The 19067-nt window shown below is 57.3% G+C and carries 10 protein-coding genes, 1 tRNA gene and 1 pseudogene; 10 read left to right on the top strand and 2 right to left on the bottom strand.

The window, feature by feature from the left end:
* Nucleotides 1-760: 760 nt before the first annotated feature.
* The 10 genes and pseudogenes from ABJ076_RS08985 to ABJ076_RS08940 all read left to right on the top strand — a co-directional run bounded on the left by ABJ076_RS08985 (nucleotide 761) and on the right by ABJ076_RS08940 (nucleotide 17486).
* Nucleotides 761-925, top strand: coding sequence for a hypothetical protein (locus ABJ076_RS08985; protein ID WP_348189006.1), 165 nt, complete (start codon nucleotides 761-763; stop codon nucleotides 923-925).
* Nucleotides 926-936: 11 nt separating this feature from the next.
* A complete protein-coding gene (locus tag ABJ076_RS08980; protein ID WP_348189004.1) occupies nucleotides 937-1980 on the top strand; it encodes a hypothetical protein in 1044 nt (347 codons plus the stop codon).
* Between the two features lie 14 nt (nucleotides 1981-1994).
* Complete coding sequence (locus ABJ076_RS08975) at nucleotides 1995-6236, top strand: DUF6603 domain-containing protein (protein ID WP_348189002.1); 4242 nt, start codon at nucleotides 1995-1997, stop codon at nucleotides 6234-6236.
* 10 nt (nucleotides 6237-6246) lie between these two features.
* On the top strand, nucleotides 6247-9528 hold the full coding sequence (locus ABJ076_RS08970) for a hypothetical protein (protein WP_348189000.1): 3282 nt from the start codon (nucleotides 6247-6249) through the stop codon (nucleotides 9526-9528).
* 21 nt (nucleotides 9529-9549) lie between these two features.
* Complete coding sequence (locus ABJ076_RS08965; RefSeq protein ID WP_348188998.1) at nucleotides 9550-14010, top strand: IPT/TIG domain-containing protein; 4461 nt, start codon at nucleotides 9550-9552, stop codon at nucleotides 14008-14010.
* A gap of 31 nt (nucleotides 14011-14041) precedes the next feature.
* Complete coding sequence (locus ABJ076_RS08960; RefSeq protein WP_348188996.1) at nucleotides 14042-15556, top strand: hypothetical protein; 1515 nt, start codon at nucleotides 14042-14044, stop codon at nucleotides 15554-15556.
* Complete coding sequence (locus tag ABJ076_RS08955) at nucleotides 15553-16683, top strand: hypothetical protein (protein ID WP_348188994.1); 1131 nt, start codon at nucleotides 15553-15555, stop codon at nucleotides 16681-16683. The genes ABJ076_RS08960 and ABJ076_RS08955 overlap by 4 nt, the downstream gene beginning before the upstream one ends.
* Before the next feature lie 43 nt (nucleotides 16684-16726).
* Nucleotides 16727-17095 (top strand): transposase, encoded by a 369-nt coding sequence (locus ABJ076_RS08950; RefSeq protein ID WP_348188992.1) that lies wholly within the window; start codon nucleotides 16727-16729, stop codon nucleotides 17093-17095.
* A pseudogene (locus ABJ076_RS08945) lies at nucleotides 17092-17387 on the top strand (transposase); the annotation flags it as partial. The gene ABJ076_RS08950 and the pseudogene ABJ076_RS08945, both read left to right, overlap by 4 nt.
* Nucleotides 17370-17486 (top strand): hypothetical protein, encoded by a 117-nt coding sequence (locus tag ABJ076_RS08940; RefSeq protein ID WP_348189010.1) that lies wholly within the window; start codon nucleotides 17370-17372, stop codon nucleotides 17484-17486. The pseudogene ABJ076_RS08945 and the gene ABJ076_RS08940, both read left to right, overlap by 18 nt.
* A 111-nt stretch (nucleotides 17487-17597) precedes the next feature.
* Here ABJ076_RS08940 and ABJ076_RS08935 read toward each other — a convergent pair whose 3' ends face one another.
* A complete protein-coding gene (locus tag ABJ076_RS08935) occupies nucleotides 17598-18791 on the bottom strand; it encodes a site-specific integrase (protein WP_348188990.1) in 1194 nt (397 codons plus the stop codon).
* A 136-nt stretch (nucleotides 18792-18927) separates the two neighbouring features.
* Nucleotides 18928-19004 (bottom strand) — tRNA-Met (locus tag ABJ076_RS08930).
* Nucleotides 19005-19067: the final 63 nt, after the last annotated feature.

Here is a 19067-nt window from a genome sequence, read left to right as displayed (position 1 = left end):
CGCCGAATGGGGTTGAGCCCATCCGCTGTGTTTGGTCTGAATTACAAATTCAGACTGAACAGAGGGGGTGGGGCGCAGCCCCGCCCACGGTCGGCCGAGGGTCTGTCAATGTGTGTGGAGACGGCCTGGTGCGGCCCGCAGCGCAGCGAGGACACGGGGCCGTTGGAGCACGACGCGCACAGCGCGGCGCTGGCCCATCGACAGACCCTCGGACTACTGTTGGGGCGGACAAAGATAAAAAGGTTCAGCCTGGCTAGAGCGAAGCGGAGGCCGGGCTGTCAAATATTCAACTCGATACGCGCAGCGCGCGGATCGCAACATTCACTATCAGCTGAGGAGTACGAGATTTAGAAGCGATCTGCAGACGGCCCAAAGCGGACGTACATGCTTTTTGGCCTGAAGCCCAAAAGCCGGCATCGTTTAGAGAAAGCCCCGGCGACGCTGTTGCTGTGGTCCGCAAGCGCCACAAATTTCCGCTTTCAACAAAATAAGCTCCGCAGCCTTCGGGGTGCTTGAAAAGGTGAGGCAACGAAGACACGCGGCGTCATTCCATAAGTTGAACCGGTTGCCGAGCCGAGCGACAGGCCGTCCGCCAGGATTGGAAGGACGATTTCCCAGTTTGCCGCAGTGTTGACCAGCATTTTCAATTAGGAAACGGATTTTCTAGCAATAGCTGCATAAAAATATAGAACCCACGCCCCAACCCCCATACTATGTATACGTGTTGCGTTGCGGCCCACTGCTCTATTGGGGAATGCAGATGAACCTCAGCTATGTGCAAGCTTTCTTTTCGAATGCGATGTTTACGTCCGACTACCCCCATCCGGGGGACGGCGATCTAAAGTCCCTAAAGAAGACGACCGGCGCTTGCGAAAAAGAGGCTGCAACGGTCGTTCTCGTCTCCGACAAAAACCTGCGCCCTTGAGAGAGCTTGCTATGCCGCATAAATACCAAGTGAAACTTGCGGGCAATCAATTCGGTGAAACCTACCACGTCGCAGCGGCGATGCTGTTGACGGGGAGTCTTCCCTCGGAACTAGAAAGCCTATGCAATGCGGAGCTGGAAGCAATTCAAGAGACAACGACAGATCCAAGTAAACCGCCACCGATTTCGGATGCACAAAATACTTTTCTTTACTATGCACGCTGTTGCGCCGAAAAAAAAGGGGGGGACCCAGCCAATATACTAGCAAAATCTAAATGCACAGAAGATATTATCGCGCCTGCGCTTAGAAATACAGGAGAAGCCGGATTTGTAAAAATACGAAACGGCTTTTTTCAATCCTTTAAAGACAATCAACCAAAACCACTTAATGAAGCTCGCAACGAAATAATTCAATTTTTATCCCAAACGTATCCATCTCTAAATACTCTGTTCCATGACTCTCGACTTCCGGCACCCCATCGATCGGCCATTATTTGGATAAGGCATATTCAGGGGGAGACTCGCAACATGACTATAGACTTGATCAAGCAAATAGTGGACGCTTTGTCGTCACGTGACGAAAATCCAATAAAACACATAATACTTGTCGGGGATACATTACATAATTTGCCCGCTGCAAATGGCCAAATTTTTTATTATGACATGACACAATTTCACAAAAATCAAAATTTTAAACAATTTAGTGCCAGCGACCCTACTCGTTGGACAGACTTCAGCTACCCATACCAGCTTTTAACCTTCTTCGTATTGAAGCAGAGATACGGCGCCAGAATGGCCATCGGGATGAAGTCGGGTGCCATGGATGGCCCGGCATTGATCGGTTGTCCGACTATCTTTTTCGATGAAGATACCAGTGAAACAACCAAGGTGAGCGGCAGAATGGCCCAGCTTGCGAATTCTGTTCCTTGGATGGTGCGGATTGGTTTCCCCGCCGACAGCTATAACTCTAACGATCGAAGACTAAATAAGATGCCTGACCCGACAATAACTGCCCTTGGCGAGGCGATAGCAAAACTCCGGGATCCGTTAGGTTGATGCGAGGGACCCGAATGACGATCCAGCAACTCAAGGACAATCTCCAAGGATTTATTTCCGACGGCACATTCGTGATGCCGGCCGATGCCTTCGGCGCCGGCGGGATCGAGGAGATTGTCGGAGCCAACTTCGCGAACGATAAGCTCATCATCGACGGCGCTGAGCTGACCTCCGAAATGGCGATCGTTACCATCGCCGGGACGGCGTCCTTTGTTTCCGTCGACGACATGGCGGTTTCAGCCGTCTTCCGGATCGTCGATGGCGACGTGACGTTGACGCTCGCCGCAACACTGCCGGCATCGTGGAAATTCTCCCAGAGCTTTCCTGCATTGACGAACACCTTGTTCGACGGGTTGACCTTAACCGGCCCGAAAATGATCCTCAGTTCCGTCGACCAGACCTCTCCGGCAAATCTGGCCCGCGGCCTCAATTTCCAGGGAAGTGTCAGCGGCGGTTTGCCGGAGCCGTTGCCATTGCTGCCGACGCCGCTGACGTCGATCGCCGGACCGATTCCGATCGACCATGGCGTGCCGGCCATGACCCTTGCGCTCGGCCCGTCCGTCGAGATCCGGTTCGGCAGCGAATTCAGCCTGCCCGCTGTCCATTGCGAGCTCGCGACAAGACCGATCGAGCTGATCAAATCCCATCAGCACGTCTGGTCTTGCACAAACTTGGTGACCTTCAAGTCCCAAGTCAAAATCAAGAGCAAACCGGTTTTCCTTTCCGGCTCCTATTCGGCGATCACCGAAAACCTGATGATCGAGGCGGTGAACCAATCGGTATCGCTGGCCGACGGGATAAGCGACGTTTTCGATCTGATCGGTTGGACGCCAACGATCGATTGGCCGCCGGAGTTCCACCTGGACAACATCTACCTCAGCGATCTGCGCATGATCGCGGCGTTCGAACCCGGTATATCGCTGGAATCGTTTTCCTTCGGCGTCGTCTGGAATAATGCATCCTGGGATCTCATTCCCGGCATGGTCACCCTGAAGAAAATTTGCGTCGGCATATGGATAAGCGATCCGCTCAATCGCCGGACTCGGGAACATGGCGGTCAGATTTACGGTCAGTTCTTGCTGGGCTCGAGTAGCGGCGCGATCATCAACCTCTATGCCACGATGCCCTCGAAGCCGGGAGCTGGCTGGTCTTTTGCGGGCAACATCCAACCCGGCACCGTTTTGGACATGGGCAAGGTCGTAGAGGATTTCTCGACGACATTCGGCGTTACGCTGCCCGATGTGCTGAAGAAATTCGCGCTCAAGAATCTCTACATCGTATTCACGCCGACCTCCCACGACGTGAACGGCTATTTCACCGTTGATTTCACCGTCGGCACGACGCCGGTGGAGATGGATATCACAGCTTCACTGACGAAAGGCGGTGGAAATTACAGTTCGGCGGTTACGGGTCACCTTCTCATTGGCGCCTCCGTATTTGACATCGCATTCAGTCATCATCGGCACAGCACGACATTCCAAGCGAATTGGAGCGACTCTTCCGACCCGCTGCAATTTTCCGACCTTGCTCGCATGTTCGGATTTACGATGCCTACGGTTCCCTCGGACTTGGATTTGTCGCTTACCAGCGCCAGCTTCATTTACGACTTTTCCAGCGGCACGCTCGTCCTCGGCGCCCGATCCAAGCACTATGGCAATGCGGTTTTCGCCTGCCTTCCCGTAAACGACCATCATGAATGTTTCTTCCTGCTCGGCGCCGACGAATCCTTCAGCCTCAGCAACCTCCCCCTGGTTGGAGAGGACTTGGCCGGCGCGGAGAACGTTCAGGTCGGCGACCTGCAAATCATAATCGGTTCCGCCGCCGCCGCGGCCGCGGCCGCCACGTCGATCAACAGTCTGATCGAGAGTTTGCCGGCGCCGACCGGGCCAAGCTACCCGCAAATGCCGCCCCACGGCACCACGGGCGATCTCGTCTTGTCCGCAATTATTGAGCTAGGAGACAGGAACGTACCGGTGATGCTCGGAATGGGTGGGTCTTCGTCCCACAATGGCCACGATACCGACGCGGCCGTCGAGGGAGTGGGCGTTTCGGGGAGCACGGCCCTTGCCTCGGCCGGATCCGGCAGCGGTTCCGCATCCGCCGCTGGGCGTACCGAGTGGATCACGGTCCAGAAAAGCTTCGGCCCGCTGTCGATCCAGAAAATCGGCGTCAAGTATCAATCGGCGAGCCAGCGTCTGTGGTTCGACATCGACGCGACGCTCCAAGTTGGCCCCGTCTCCGTCACGCTGGACAATCTGGGTATTGGGTCGTCGCTGACGGACTTCGACCCTCAGGTCAGCCTGGAGGGTCTGGGGGTCTCCTATGATAAACCGCCGCTGGCGGTCTCGGGCTCTTTCGCCAACTTGAATCCAGAACACGGCTTCGAATTCGACGGCAGCGCCGCGATCGGCACGGACAACTTCGAGTTGGAGGCCATTGGTTTCTACGGCAACCAGACCGGGTCGCCCTCCATGTTCATTTACGGCGACCTGGCAAGAAGTTTCGGGGGACCGCCCGCCTTCTTCGTGACTGGGGTGGCGCTGGGTTTCGGATACAATTCCGTCCTGCGCCTGCCGAACGTCGACCAAGTCGCCAAGTTCCCCCTTCTCGAAATGCTGCCGGACTCGCTTCCGCCGACGACCAGCCCAGCCCCTGCCACGCCTCAGGCCGCGCTGAACCAGCTGCTGACCACCAACCCGCCTTGGGTGACCGAGACGCCAGGCGCAATGTGGTTCGCCGCCGGCCTCACCTTCACCAGCTTCGAATTGGTCAATTCCCAGGCCGTGGTGATCGTGGAGCCCGGTCCTGATCTGACAATCTCCCTTGTCGGCACCTCGCGGGCTAAATTTCCCCAGGATTCGGGCCGCGGCGGCACGACATACGCCTATCTGGAACTGGATCTGGATGCGAACTTCAAGCCGGAAGAAGGCGCATTCTCGCTGCAGGCGGTGTTGTCTCCGTCTTCATACCTGCTCGACAGGGCCTGCGTCCTGACCGGCGGTTTCGCATTCGACATCTGGTTCGGCGACAACGAGCACGCGGGCGACTTTGTGCTGACCCTCGGCGGGTACAACGCCCATTTCACCCCGCCCGCCTATTATCCGTCGGTGCCGCGGCTCGGGTTCCATTGGTCGCTCGATTCCTCGATCACGGTTAGCGGCAACGCCTATCTGGCCTTTACGCCTTCCGTGATGATGGTGGGCGGCGAGCTGAACGCGGTCTATCATTCGGGCAATCTGAGAGCCTGGTTCGACGCCCAGGCCGATATCATCGTCCAATGGAAGCCGTTCTGGTTCGACGCGAATATCCGCATATCCGTCGGCGCCTCCTACCGGATCGACCTTCTGTTCACGTCGTTTACGGTTTCCGTCGAGCTCGGTTGCGATCTGGAACTGTGGGGACCGCCGACCGGCGGCCACGTCCATGTCGATTGGTACATCATCTCGTTCACAATACCGTTCGGCGCATCGAGAAGCGCCGGCGCATCACATCTCACATGGAACGACGTGCAGGCGATGCTGCCCAATGCGGGCACGGCCACCCATCCGAATATCCTCAGCCTGACGCCGACGGGAGGAATCGCGCCGTCTTCCGCCGAGGCCGGCTCGTCAGGGTGGATCGTGCGCGGCAGCCAATTCGGCTTCGCCACGACTTCCTCGATCCCGGCCACGACCGCGACCGTCGGGGCACGCCATACTTTCAACGGCGATACGTTCAATGTCGCGCCGCTCGGATGGACGGATATTTCCGCCGCCCATAAGGTCGCCATCGAAGACGGTGGCGGCAACGATTATTCCGCATCCTTCAACGCGGTTCAGGCCCGCAAGAGCCTGCCGTCCTCCCTTTGGGGCTCCCCGCCGACGACGACGCCGAGCGGCAGAAATCAACTGGTCGCGGATCAGATCACCGGCGTCACGGTGCTGGTCAAGCCGCCACAGATCGGCAGTTCGGCGGGCCCCGTCAGCGTCGACCTTCGTTTGGAGGGAGTTCCTCTTTCACTGACGGGCGCGGGGCTTCCCGTCGCCAACGACGCAACACCATCGGGCGACGTACCGGCCAACAGCCAGACGACGATTTCCACGATCACGAACAGCCAGAGCGGCATCTCGGCAAGCAGTACGGCCACCGCGCGGGACGACATCTATGCCGCCCTGCAAACCGTGGGCTACGCGCCGGTCACGGCAAACGATTCAATGGAAAAGTTCGCCAATGGAATTGGCTGCACGTTCCGCGCCAGTCCGTTGCTGGTCGCATGAGGAATAGCCAATGAGCAATCGATTGCCCCAAATTTCGTTGGCCGCTCTGCCGTCGCCACCGCCACCGGGCAGCATCCAGTTCTTCGACGGTTATTTTCCCGCACTACCGGCCGGTACGTACAATATCAATGTCACGCACACCGTGTCGGGGAGCGGCGCGCCGCCGCCCTTCAGCCTGCCACAGCAGTCGTTTACCGTTCGGGCGCCGGAATTCTCCATCAATACCGATATAGTCAAGACCATCTACCCGCCGGCCGGCAACACGGATGTATACGACCAAAACCTGCCGTTCATCGTCTTGAACGACCCCTCTCTTCCCTGGGAGCGTGCCCTCGTTCCCGACAGCCCCGATACGGGCTCAGGCGATCCGGTGCCTTGGACGGCGCTTCTGATATTCGCCGACCAGGAAATGGTTTTCCCGCCGGGGTCGGATAACCCGGTTTCGACCTGCAAGGTGAGCCAGTTCCTTGCATCCGATCCAAACGTGTTGAAACCGGACCTGCCCAGCGGCTGGGTTTCCTCGGCACAGATGGATACGACCTGCAAGACGATCACCATTCCCGGCGCCGTCTTCAATGCCGTCCTGCCGTCGAAGAACGACCTGCGCTATTTGGTACACTGCCGGAGCGTATTCACCGTCGACGAAGGCGAACATCTGCTGAGCGTGCAGTTGTGCAACCGCCTGGCCGTCGCCGACACCGCCGCTAATCCGGCCACGCCGGTCCGCTACAACGCCCATCTCGTTTCGCTCGAAGGATACGCTGATTACCTGCCCGGCGGATCCAAGACCATACCCAATAAGGCTTCCGGCGGATTGCAGGACGTGCAACTCGTCTCCCTGTATGGCTGGTCGTTCGTATCGCAGCCGGAAACCGGCCAAAGTTTCAAGGCGATCGTCGAAGATTTGATTGCCAGCGAAGCGTCGACGGAAGGGGCGTTGAGTCTGCCGGTCCCGGCGAATCCCGACCTGCCGTCACATGTCAAGGAGCGCCTGACCGACGGCTATGCGCCGTTGAAATTCGTCGCGGGCGAAGGCGATGAGAGTTTCGCCTGGTACCGAGGCCCGTTCTCGGCGGTACTCCCGCAGACGCTTCCGGAAATCGGCGCGGGTTCGGCTCCCGTCGCGCAGACGCGCAGCGCCGAAGCGCTGATGATCTATCTCTCCGAGCAGGGGCTTTTCGATCTGAGTTACGCCGCTGCCTGGAACCTGGGACGTGGCCTGGCGCTGGCCGATGCTGGTTTCGTCCGGAACCTCATGAACTTCCGGCAAGCAGCGACACAGGCCCTCACCGCATTGGCGCAGCGGATCTCGATGCCGCTCCATTCGGGCGTGCCCGATCCGCGGCAGTTGCTGGCGCGCAAGGCATCGCGACGCAGATTCAAGGCGCTGATGGCGGACGGACTGGGCCGTCAATGGACTGAGGCGCTTGCCGGTGTTCGGCAGTCACCTACGCCGGCGGCATCGACGGTTCAACGGACCACGCGGGCTCGCAAACGTACCATGCTGCATCCCGCCGAGATGCTCACCCACCCGGGCGCCACCGAAGCAATCTCGGAAAGCCTGGAGGCGGTCAAGTCCCACGTATCGGAATGGCTGGACGATCTCGCCCTGTTGCGTCTCGTGCCGTTCTCGTACCTTGTCCCCGATCCCAAAATGCTGCCCACGGAATCGATCCGCTTTTTTTACGTCGATCCCAATTGGGCCGAGGCCCTGGTGGCCGGCGCCCTGAGCATCGGCATTCAAAGTTCGCGGGACGTTGCGCTGTTCAACGCCCTACTCCCGGCCTTCAAGGCGAGTGGCGGCAAGACGATGAGCGGCATGCTGATCAGGTCCCAGCTGGTGTCGGGTTGGCCGGAACTGGTCGTTTCGGCATCCCTCGGCGGCGCGCCGATGCCCATCCGGCGCAACGAGTTGATGTCGCCGAATGTGCGGCTGGTGCTGTTCGACGGCATCCCGGACACCGTAACCCTGGCAGAACCCTATCAAGGCCTCGTCTTCGGTATCGAGGACGCCGGCGTCTATCCCCGCTGCGTGACGTCCAGCGCGCTTGCCGGCGCCGTGATCGGCAATGTCTCCCCTGTTCCCGCCACCACGCGCGCGCCGACCGGGGATGCCATCGGCGGCGTTCTCAAAGTCGCGACCGTGGCATCGGCTCTGGAAACCGCAGTCGGCGCCACGCCATTTGACTCAAATTCGAAGATCAATTGGAACGAAGCCGCGTTGACCACAACCTATGTAAATGGCAATCAACTGACGGCAACCGTTACAAAATCGCACATCGCAAATCCCGCTACGGCCGATGTAACAGTCGCCAGCGGAGGCGTCACATCGCATCATGCGGTGTTCACGATTACTCCGCCGCTGGCGATCGAGTCCTTCGAACCGGAAATCATCCGCGCCGGCGCCGGTTCATTCACCCTGACCGTCTGGGGTACGGGATTCGGGGCGGATGCGGAAATCCAATGGAATGGCAATGCGCTCACCGGAACCAAGGTCGTCAGCGCCGCCGAAGCCAGGGTGACAGTGCCGGCCGGTGACGTCGCCACAGCCGGACCCGCCGACATATCGGTTTCCAGCAGTGGCCAGGAATCGAACGCCGAGACCTTGAAAATCATTTCCGGCGATCCCGTCATAGACACCCTCGAGCCAAACACGGCGATGGCGGGAGCAACGGGTCTCACGCTGACCGTGCTGGGCGCCGGATTTGACCGGGGGGCCGTCGTCAAGTGGAACGGCAGCGCATTCGCCACCCATTACGAGAGCGACCAGAAGCTCACCGCGGCCGTTCCGAAAACATCACTGGGAACCGCCGGCCAGATTGACGTCACGGTCGAGGCCAACAACGCGACGTCCCCGTCCGCAACGTTCACGATTGCCGATCGAACGCCGACCATCGGTTCGCTGAAGCCGGCTCTGGCGATGGCCGGCGGATCGAAGTTCACACTGACCGTGGACGGCGTCGGTTTCGAATCCGGTGCGACAGTGAACTGGAACGGAACGGCGCTGACGACGCATTTCGACGATGCGGAGCAACTGACGGCAGACGTGCCGAAGTCCTTGGTTGCCGATGCAGGGAACGCCTCGGTCACGGTTTCCTCCGGCGGCGTCAACTCGAATACGGCTGAATTCAAGGTGATCGGCGCCATGCCGGTCATCGGCCTGTTGGAACCGGCAAACGCCGTGGCCGGCGGATCGAAGTTCACACTGACCGTTACCGGCGGCTTCGGGGCCGGTGATTTCGCGCTGCAAATGGTCAAGGCGCCGGAGCGTCAATCGTTCACGACGGAATAAGCGGATGGAGGGGGAATACTGATGAGCGACAATGGGCCATTGATTGTCCCGATGACCGTCGAAGCCCTGGTTGTCAACGATCCGTTCCGGACCGGTCCCAACAGCTTCGTCCGGAATCAGATGAACTATAACGCGATCCGACACTGCGAGAACGGACAACCCGGTATCGACAACAACGACACGAACTTCTCCTCGAGTGGTCACGTGTCGGTGGGTAGCAACCCTGTAACTGCCAGCGATTATTACAATGGCGTCTATCTGAAATGGCGCCTGCCCAGGGCGTTCACCCGTGGCGTTCAGGACAATGTCACCGGCGTGACTCACTATCCGCTGGTCCCCAATCGCTGGCTCGTCGTCCGGTACAGCGGACCATTGACGGCGCGTGTGGCAAGCGCCTGGATCGTCGAAAGCGACCACGTTCATTCCGGCGGCATCCATGCGAACAACGAGTCGGAGACCGCTTCTATGTACGTTCAACCGAAAAGCGGCACGCACACTCCGGTGGGCGTATTCATGGGCCGCAACGTCGCATTGGCATCCGGTTCCTGGAGTGAGTCCTGCCACGATTTGGGGTTGACAGCGATGGCCCCGGGCAATCCCGCCTTCGCGTTCTATCAGCCGCAATGCAACAATGTTTTTTCGTTCGTCGACTGCCTGAACGGGCCATCGGAAGAAACCCTGAGCTACATGGTGTGCGGATGGTTTTCGAACCTTGACAAGGATCCTTTGGCATCCGGGGATGCCGTTGTGGAGCTTTACCAGACGGCAAACTCCAACGGTGCGCCAACGTTTTCCGGCGCTTCGACCTCGAAGGTGGCATGGTCCGCCGGGACCGTCACGGTCGGGACGACGGCCTATCAGATCACCGCCGGCGATACCGGCGACATCACCGAAAAGACGTACATCTATCTCGACCCCGGCGTCTCGGCGACCGCACTGCAAACCACGACGACGATCGCGACGGCCCAGGGTGCGGGATGCACGTTAATTGCCGTTGCGACGCCGTACTTCCTGGCGCAGCTCGCATCCCTGGGATGGCATCTCCCGCAGGGCACCGACTCCACCCTCACGGCTTCCTGGTCCCTGCTATATGGGGCTTTGACCAACGTCAAATGGCAGAATGCGGACACGCCACCAGGCGGTGCGCCGACCGATTCCGTTTCGATCGCGGTGGGCAACTCGTCGATCGAAGCCCTGACCGCCCTGATATCGGCGCAAGCGGAGGATCATGACCCTCCCATCGACAGCGAGCTGCTGGAGGCCTTTCAGCTGGACCTGCTCGACGTTTTTGATGAACCCGATGGCGCGGCGGTTCTGGCGGAGAAACTTCACTCCAGCTTTTACCAGAAGCACTCGGGCGGCTACGAGTGGCATATCGTCGACGCCCCCGACAGCACGAATTCCATCTCCCCACGGGAACGCCAAGCGGAACAGGCCTGGCTGGCGACGCTCAATCAAAACCAGGCTGCGCTGGATGCCGCGGTTCTGCAACTGTCGGCACTGCAGAGACAGCTTTATGAAATGTGGTGGAAACACAAGTTATGGAAGCAGAATTACTGGGGGCCTCCCGTCGCTTATGGGCTTTCTGAATCGAAATTCAAGGATCAACTCAACCCCGAGCATTCCGGCAGCCTCGCCCAATCGACGCTGAACCAGGCAAACGAGGTCAACACACTGTTGGCGGAAGTCCCCCACGGGGATACGCCCGACGCGTTGGCGCAGGCGATCCAAACCTATGCATCCAATAAGCAACTGCCGGCGAGCCGGGTATTGAAGCGGGCCGCCAAGCCGAATTTCCATCAGGCGGCCGACCCGGTCCTGTTGATCGCCGGCGCCGGGGCATCCGGAATCCTAAGGAGTCCCGATCCCATCACCTGCCGCTTTCCGTCGCAGCTGGTCACCGGATTCAAATATAAAGGCGAAACTATCTCTTCGGCCACTCAGGGCCTTTCCATCCCGCAGCCGGACTTGACGAATGTCACCGGCGCGCCGTGGAGCACCTCCCTCATCTCCTACTTGGTCCAGGAGTTCTTCTTTCTCGAGCCCAGCAACGCGACCATGGTGAGTGCCGCGATTCCCCTCAGTACCCCGGCCGAGGTGATGGCGAAGATGGAGACGCCCGACAGCGTCCAGCCGTCCTATCCGGCCGATACCGTTACGAAATGGACCAAGAACCCGTGGCACCCGCTGCTGATGTACTGGCAGGCAACATATTACCCGATCGAATATGGAACGAGCCAATCGCCCAACTGGGTGTTTGAGAACGGCCGGTATTTGTGGAACGGGACGCAAGCAAGCGTCGCCAGCGAAACTCTTACGCTCGACGGAACGATCCAACTGACGCCGACCGCCAATTACAATATCGCCGCGCGTATTCGGAATCTCCTCGATAATGATCCCGATCTGAACCCCCAGGAAAAAACCGAACTGCAGGAACTCCTGTCCTTCATCGAGGATAACGAAGAATCCGATGTGCTGTCGCAGGCCTTGAATGGGTTCAACAAGCAGTTACGGCTGGGAATGGCGGGCGTGTTCTTGAGCCCGACCTCCACCACGCTCCCCTCGATTGCGGAATTGATCGGCGATGCAGCCGGATATCCTCCCGCTGTCGGCAGTATTCCGACGCGAACCTCCTCGTCACCCACGGGTTTTCAGCCATGGCGCGCCGGGCAGTTCGTGTTCCTGCAATTGGTGGTGATCGACGAGTGGGGACAGGCCGTTTGGCCGATCGACGCCCACAACTACCAGGATGAAACGATCTTCATGCCGGCGGACCTGACGCCGGTTCTTAAGTCCAATGTCGCGACATTCAAGGTTGTCACCACCCCGACGAACGATGGCGCGGCGCCTGCGGACGGCAATTCCCCGATGATCGCTTCCTTGAACCCGAGCGCACTACAGGCGGGAACCGCCACATCGAACGAAATCCCCATGACCGTCACCGGCACGGGGTTCGCGTCCGGGGCGGTGGTTCGTTGGAACGGCACCGCGTTATCGACGGAGGTCATCAGTTCCACGTCCTTGATCGCGAAGATCCCGGCCAGTTTCACCTTTGCCCCGGGCGCCGCGGATGTGACGGTCGTCCTCCCGGGCGGGGCAACTTCTCCCGCTTCGGTATTTACCCTTTCCGCCGGCGCGATGATCGTTTCCCTGAACCCGCCCGAGAAGTCCGTGGGTTCCGACGCATTCACCCTTACGGTCGACGGAGTCGGTTTCGAGCCGGCATCGGAGATTTGTTGGAGCGGCGATCCCCTTGCGACGACCTTCGTCAGCGACACCCAATTGACGGCGCAAGTGTCCGCCTCGAATGTCGCCACCACGGCCACCCACGGCGTCTCGGTCAGCGTCGGCGCCACGGCGTTGCCGCACACGTCGGATTCCCTGGTCCAGATGCCTCCCGCTTTGCTTCAGCCCGCGCGGTTGAATTTCGATCTGATCTCAGCCACGAACGACTCCGTTGTATTCGGTCCCGGCAACCCCAGCGCCAATCCGATATGCGGATGGGTGCTGCCCAACCACCTGGACGGCGCGCTGACGGTCTACGACGCCGCGGGCGCCTCGCTGGGCGAAATGTCGGTGGGACTTTCCGGCGCTGGGGCGCCTGAAATCTGCTGGAATCCGGTGCCGGGCGCGACCGAACAGACGCTCGCCGAACTCGCCACGTCAATTCCCCATTTCGGGGATTTCCTCAAAACACTCGCAGGGCAAACGGTTGCCGATTTCAAAGCGTTCCTGAGGGCGATCGACGAAACCCTTTGGACGACGGCGCCCATGGGGGCGTCCTTCGACCAGGGGCTTGCCGTCCTGATGGGCCGGCCGCTGGCCATGGTGCGCGCACGGCTAGCCTACGAACTGGATGGCTCGCCGATAAACGATCCGAGCTGGAAATTCACCTTCGCGCCCACGACACCGCAGATCACGACCTATGAGTTCCCGATCGAGCTCGGAAACCTGGCACGGCTCGAGGACGGGCTGATCGGCTATTTCACCAAGGGTCACTACGGCACGTTCAACGCAGTCACCCAGTCCGGCGCCCGGGGAGATGGTTACCTGAAACCCATCGGTGAAGGCGGCAACTTCATACGCATGCCCTTCGATGGAAACACATCGACATTAGTGTCGATGCTGGTCGATCCCCGCGCCGTCGTTCACGCCACCACGGGAATTCTGCCCGTGACCACCGTCGGTCTCCCGCCCGAATTCGTCGATGATGCCCTGGCCGCCATGGACGTCACGTTCCGTGTGAACGGTATCCTCACGGACCAGACAATCCGGGCTTCCGGCGACACGACCATGCTCATTCCGGTTCCCAAGGAAAAAACCGGGACTTGGGCATGGCTCGAGAAGGACGGCGATAACTGGAAATCCTACAAGACGGCATCCACCGACACGACCGCCCGCCTATCGGACGTGCCACCGGTACTGCGGCGCGGTTTCCTGCGCTTGTCCTCGGCCATGGACGACGACGGAAACGGCGGATAACCAGCAACGTCACATCAAAGAGGAGATCATCATGACCTTCGTGACCAGACCGAATTCCTGGGTTGCCTTCGACGCATCCTCAGACACCACACTCACCTACGCGCTGCAGGTCGATCCGGCGCCGCTCACCGTCTCCACCTCCGACGACAATTCGGTCTACGGCTCGCTGCAGTTCGTGATCACCAATGACACCGGCAGCACGGTGGATATCTCGGAAGTGGAATTCCGGTTTGAAGCGGGCCCCGACAGCGACGACCTTACCCCTACCACGGCGAGCATTCACACCGACTTGTCGGACCCCACCAATTGGACCGTCACCGGCCCGCCGGCGCCAGTCACCAGCGGCACGGCCACCTACACGCTCGGCCCGGCCTCCGGCCCCGGCCCCCTCGCCGACGGAGCCTCGCTCGTCGTCCAGCTCTACCACCTGAAAACCGGCTTTCTGCCCGGCACCAGCACCGTCACGGTGCGGGAGAAGACGGAGCAAGGAGGAAACGCGCAAACCCATTTCCAGGTCACCACCTTCCCCACGGGCTTCTTCTTTAACGGGCTTGCCGCCTCCGTCGCGAGCGGCAGTTCCCTGACACCAGTGGCCCAGGTCGATACCGGGTCCAAGGTCACCCTCACCTGGAATTCGTCGGTGGTGGATATCAATAGTTTCGAAATCCATTATTCCGATTCAACAAAAGGCCAGCAGACAAAGAAGCCTACCGACACGGGCACTTGGATTACGCCGGCGGCGCTCACCAGCGATACCGTCTTTACTGTTGTGGTGACGACCTCAGCCGAGGGTGGCCAGTCATTGACCGCCGCTCTATCGACCGCAGTCTCAGTGCGAAATCCCAGCCTAGTGGCGGCTGACGTGACCGTAAACGGGAGCGTCCACGTAAAAGCCACCGCTGAAGCCAAGACGCTTCCGACACAGCAAGGGACATGGATCGGATGGAATCGCTCTGGAGATGGGCTTACGTATTTTGCCAACCAGATCGGAAAAGGATTCATACCCGGAGGGTTCGAATGGATTTTGTACAATAAAGATAGCTCCCTACGCTCAATACCAATGACCATCGGCTCAAACGGCAACGTTGCAATGCAAGAGAACCTCTCGGTCAAGGGCGAGATTTCTGGCATTGGCATGGTTCCGCCTGGCGGTATTGTCATGCAAACAGGCAGCACAGTCGGTAGGTATGACAAGACCGGTCTAGGTATAGCGGGGACTTCGTATGAAGGGTGGGCGATCTGCAATTCACAAAATGGAACGCCTGATTTACGCGGCCGCTTCGTTCTGGGTTGCAACGATGCGACCCCAGCAGGGACGAAAGGTGGCGAAGAAAATGTCACCCTCACAATTGAGCAGATGCCCTCACATACACATAATTATACTTACACTAATCCAGCAGGGAAGACAACGAACAGCCTTTACTCGGGCGATTATTGGGCACCCACCTACTCCGAAACACCCACCACTGCTACTGGCGGCGACCAACCACACACAAATATGCCGCCCTATTATGCTTTGTATTTTATTATGCGATTACATTCATGAGCTACGCTGTGGACAGATCAGGACATGAAACGGTAAACGTTAGAGCAATTGAGTCTCTTGCCTCTAGCTATTATGGAAAAAAAATGAATTTCCATAGAAGTGAAAAGATAAACTTCAAATCCAGTGTCGATGTATCCCGAGCATGGCTTGTCGATCATGATAGAAAGGGTATTACAGTCATTGCAAAGCACCACAATAACAATATTCCAAAATATATTCTGCCCTATTTCAATGAAGAAACATTAAATTACAATTTTCTTATGTCCATTAGAGATGAATTCGACAAATTTCCGAAATTATATGGGAACAATCAATGCCTTTTTGTGCTTGAGGACCTTGGAAAAACTTCACAGAATTTCAAAAATGAAATGGAGATCATGGAATCGATTGCAAGAACATTCTCTGATTTACATAAATCAACATTTGATAAGAAAAACCTTTATGAAATATCACGAACATATCATGAAATAAAAGATGATTTAAGAGATTTTTCGAACAATGGGCAGCACGATCAATTTATTCAAGGGGCTAATATTTTGGCGAACTATGTTGAAATCACAACCAAACATAGTATGTCTAGATTCATTAAATTTGCAATGCCGATACTGGAAGATATTCGATTTCCTGGACACTTTGAATCATTTATTCATGGTGACATGATCTGCGCTAGGCAATCAGTTTATGTTGACGGAGTAGTAAAACTGCTCGATTTTGAGCACGGGCGGTTTGCGCATTCTTTAATCGACCTCGCCGTGTTTCTTATTGGAAAAATTGAAATAAACACGAATATCGACAAATTGCATTACAGTCACATAAATTTATCCGCGCAGCTTGCTGCGATATATAGGAAAATGATCCAGGAAAAATCGGGACGCGTCATAAGCGATACGATTTGGAACAGAAATTTGGCAAGCTGTTTTTTCTTTCAGGCGATTATTCTGATAAAAACAACGGAGATGACGGTTGGGAAAAAGAAATTTACTTCCGACATGATTCATACACTTAAGCTCATAATTGACCGGCTTTTGGAATGTCTGGTCGATATCCCGGCTCATCTTGAGTTGCAGTCGATGCTTAAAGACTTTTTGGGAAAACTAGGCTCAGGACCTATTAAACTGCTTGTATGAGGCTTGATCAGGTCACTCATGACAACGCCGAGGAGGTGTTGTCATGAGTGACCTGATCTGGTTGTCGGAGGCGCAAATGCGCCGTATTGAGCCGTATTTTCCATTGTCGCACGGTGTTCCGCGGGTCGATGACCGGCGTGTTGTCAGCGGCATCATCTTTGTGCTCCGCAATGGTCTGCGCTGGCGCGACGCACCTGCCGCGTATGGCCCGCACAAGACGATCTACAACCGGTTCATCCGATGGAGCCGCCTTGGCGTGTTCAACAAGATCTTCGCGGCCCTTGCCGCCAAGAGCGGCACGCCGGATCAACTGATGATCGACGCCACCCACTTGAAGGCGCACCGGACGGCGGCGAGCCTTTTAAAAAAGGGTCTGTTCCCCGCCGTATCGGACGCACCAAAGGTGGCTTGAACTCTAAGCTGCACGCGGTCTGCGATGGCAAGGGCAGGCCGCTCATCATGTTGCTCAGCGAAGGGCAGATGAGTGACTATAAAGGCGCGGCCCTCATGATAGACGCCTTGCCCAAGGCCAAAGCTTTGCTCGGCGACAAGGGCTACGATGCCGACTGGTTCCGCGCCGCCTTGGTCGACCGCAATATCATTGCCTGCATACCATCAAAGACAAACCGCAAGTCCCGATCCCGCATGACACAACGCTCTACCGTCAGCGACACAAGATCGAAAACATGTTTGGCAAGCTCAAAGACTGGAGACGTATACACACCCGCTATGATCGATGCGCACATGCCTTCATGTCCGCAATCTGCATCGCCGCTACAGTCATCTTTTGGCTCGGGCAATGAGTCCTGAGCCTGAATCGACTTCCTGTTTCTGTCTCTTGATTCCGGTTTTCGACAATAGTCTATGACCTAATCGGTAATGAGCCGCCTGCTATTGCGCCCGCCCTTTACTGATCATCTCTCGACCTGTCGACGGGGGGCCAAGCGGTTTACACCTTCAGTCCGTATCGACGTCCTTATGTGCGAGGCATAGAATTTCTCAATCATCTCGACGCTGGTTCGGCAGTTCTTAGCGATCTGATAGATATCCGCGCCCTCCATGAGGCGGAAGCAGATATAGGAATGCCGTAGGCTATAGGAGGTGCGTCGCTTACCGTCGCGATCGAGTTTCAGGTCGCACTCGGCGAGCACGTTGTTGAACGCCTTCTTGTGGTCGGAAGGGAACAGCAGATCCTCTGGCCGCGTTTCCATCAACTCCTCGTCCTCGCGCCAAGTCACCTTGCGCTTGCGGTCTCTGAGACGTTTAAACGGGTGCACGGCGTTCGGCATGCTCTTACACCAGCCTTCACCACGCTTACCGCGCACCCTGATCTCCAGAATGTTCTCACCACTCCAATCATCTTTGACGATCTCAACGTCCCTGAACTGAAGCAGCTTCACCTCGTCGGGGCGGAGCCCCGTATTTGCCATGAGAAGCACATAGTCATGCAATTGCTCGGCGTGCCATCTGGCCCGCGTATCTTCTTTAAGCTCCTGCGCCCTCCGGCGCGTGGTCTCGTACAACTGCTTGTACTCAGCATGACTAAACCATGCCCTGGTCGTGACCTTCGTCGTCGTCCCATAGGGCATGGAAAGATCCGGCAAATACGGCATCCAGCCGTGGCGAAGCCCAGTCTTCAAAACCTGCCTCAGCGTGACGATCTCATTGTGGACAGTGTTGTGCGCCGGCGGTTTGCCATTTGGTGAGGTCTGCTTACGGTGCACGCGATAATCCATCAGCGTGCCGGCATTGATCCGTGAGAGGCCTTTATCTCCTAAGAAGGGAAGGAGATGGAGGCGAAGACGGTCCTTATGTCCCTGTACCCACTTAGGGCTCCTGGTGCCCTCCGTGAGAACTTCATATTCCTCAATGAACTTGGCGGCCGCATGGCCGAAGGTTTTCTCCTTGGGCTTCAGCTCACCATTAACCTGCTTACCTCGCATGCCGAGATACCAGTCCTCGGCATAATCCTTCGCACGGGCAAGGCTGTCCTCTTTCGTACTGATCTTGATATTGCGCCCCTTAAAACGCGCGGCGCAGTACCAGTATTGGCTGTTATCTCTTTTATAAACGCGGACTTTGCCGCCTAAAATCGTGTGAATAGTCATGATCACACACTCCTCAACTACTATTCATGGGTATATGGGAATTTGGGCACAAGATGGGCACGCCATTTTTGACCCTAAAATGCAAAAATCGCCTAGGGCGGAATGCCACTAAGCGATTGTAATAATTCTGATATTTTGGTTGCGGGGGTAGGATTTGAACCTACGACCTTCAGGTTATGAGCCTGACGAGCTACCGGGCTGCTCCACCCCGCGCCATTGGGTGTAATTGTTTTGCATTGCGGAGGTTAAGTTTAGTTCTGTACAGCTTTTCTTGTT

Source organism: Nisaea sp. (assembly GCF_039990255.1).
Lineage (GTDB): Bacteria > Pseudomonadota > Alphaproteobacteria > Thalassobaculales > Thalassobaculaceae > Nisaea.
Note: the sequence above shows the minus strand (reverse complement) of the source record. Positions and strands in the feature narration are given on the sequence as shown.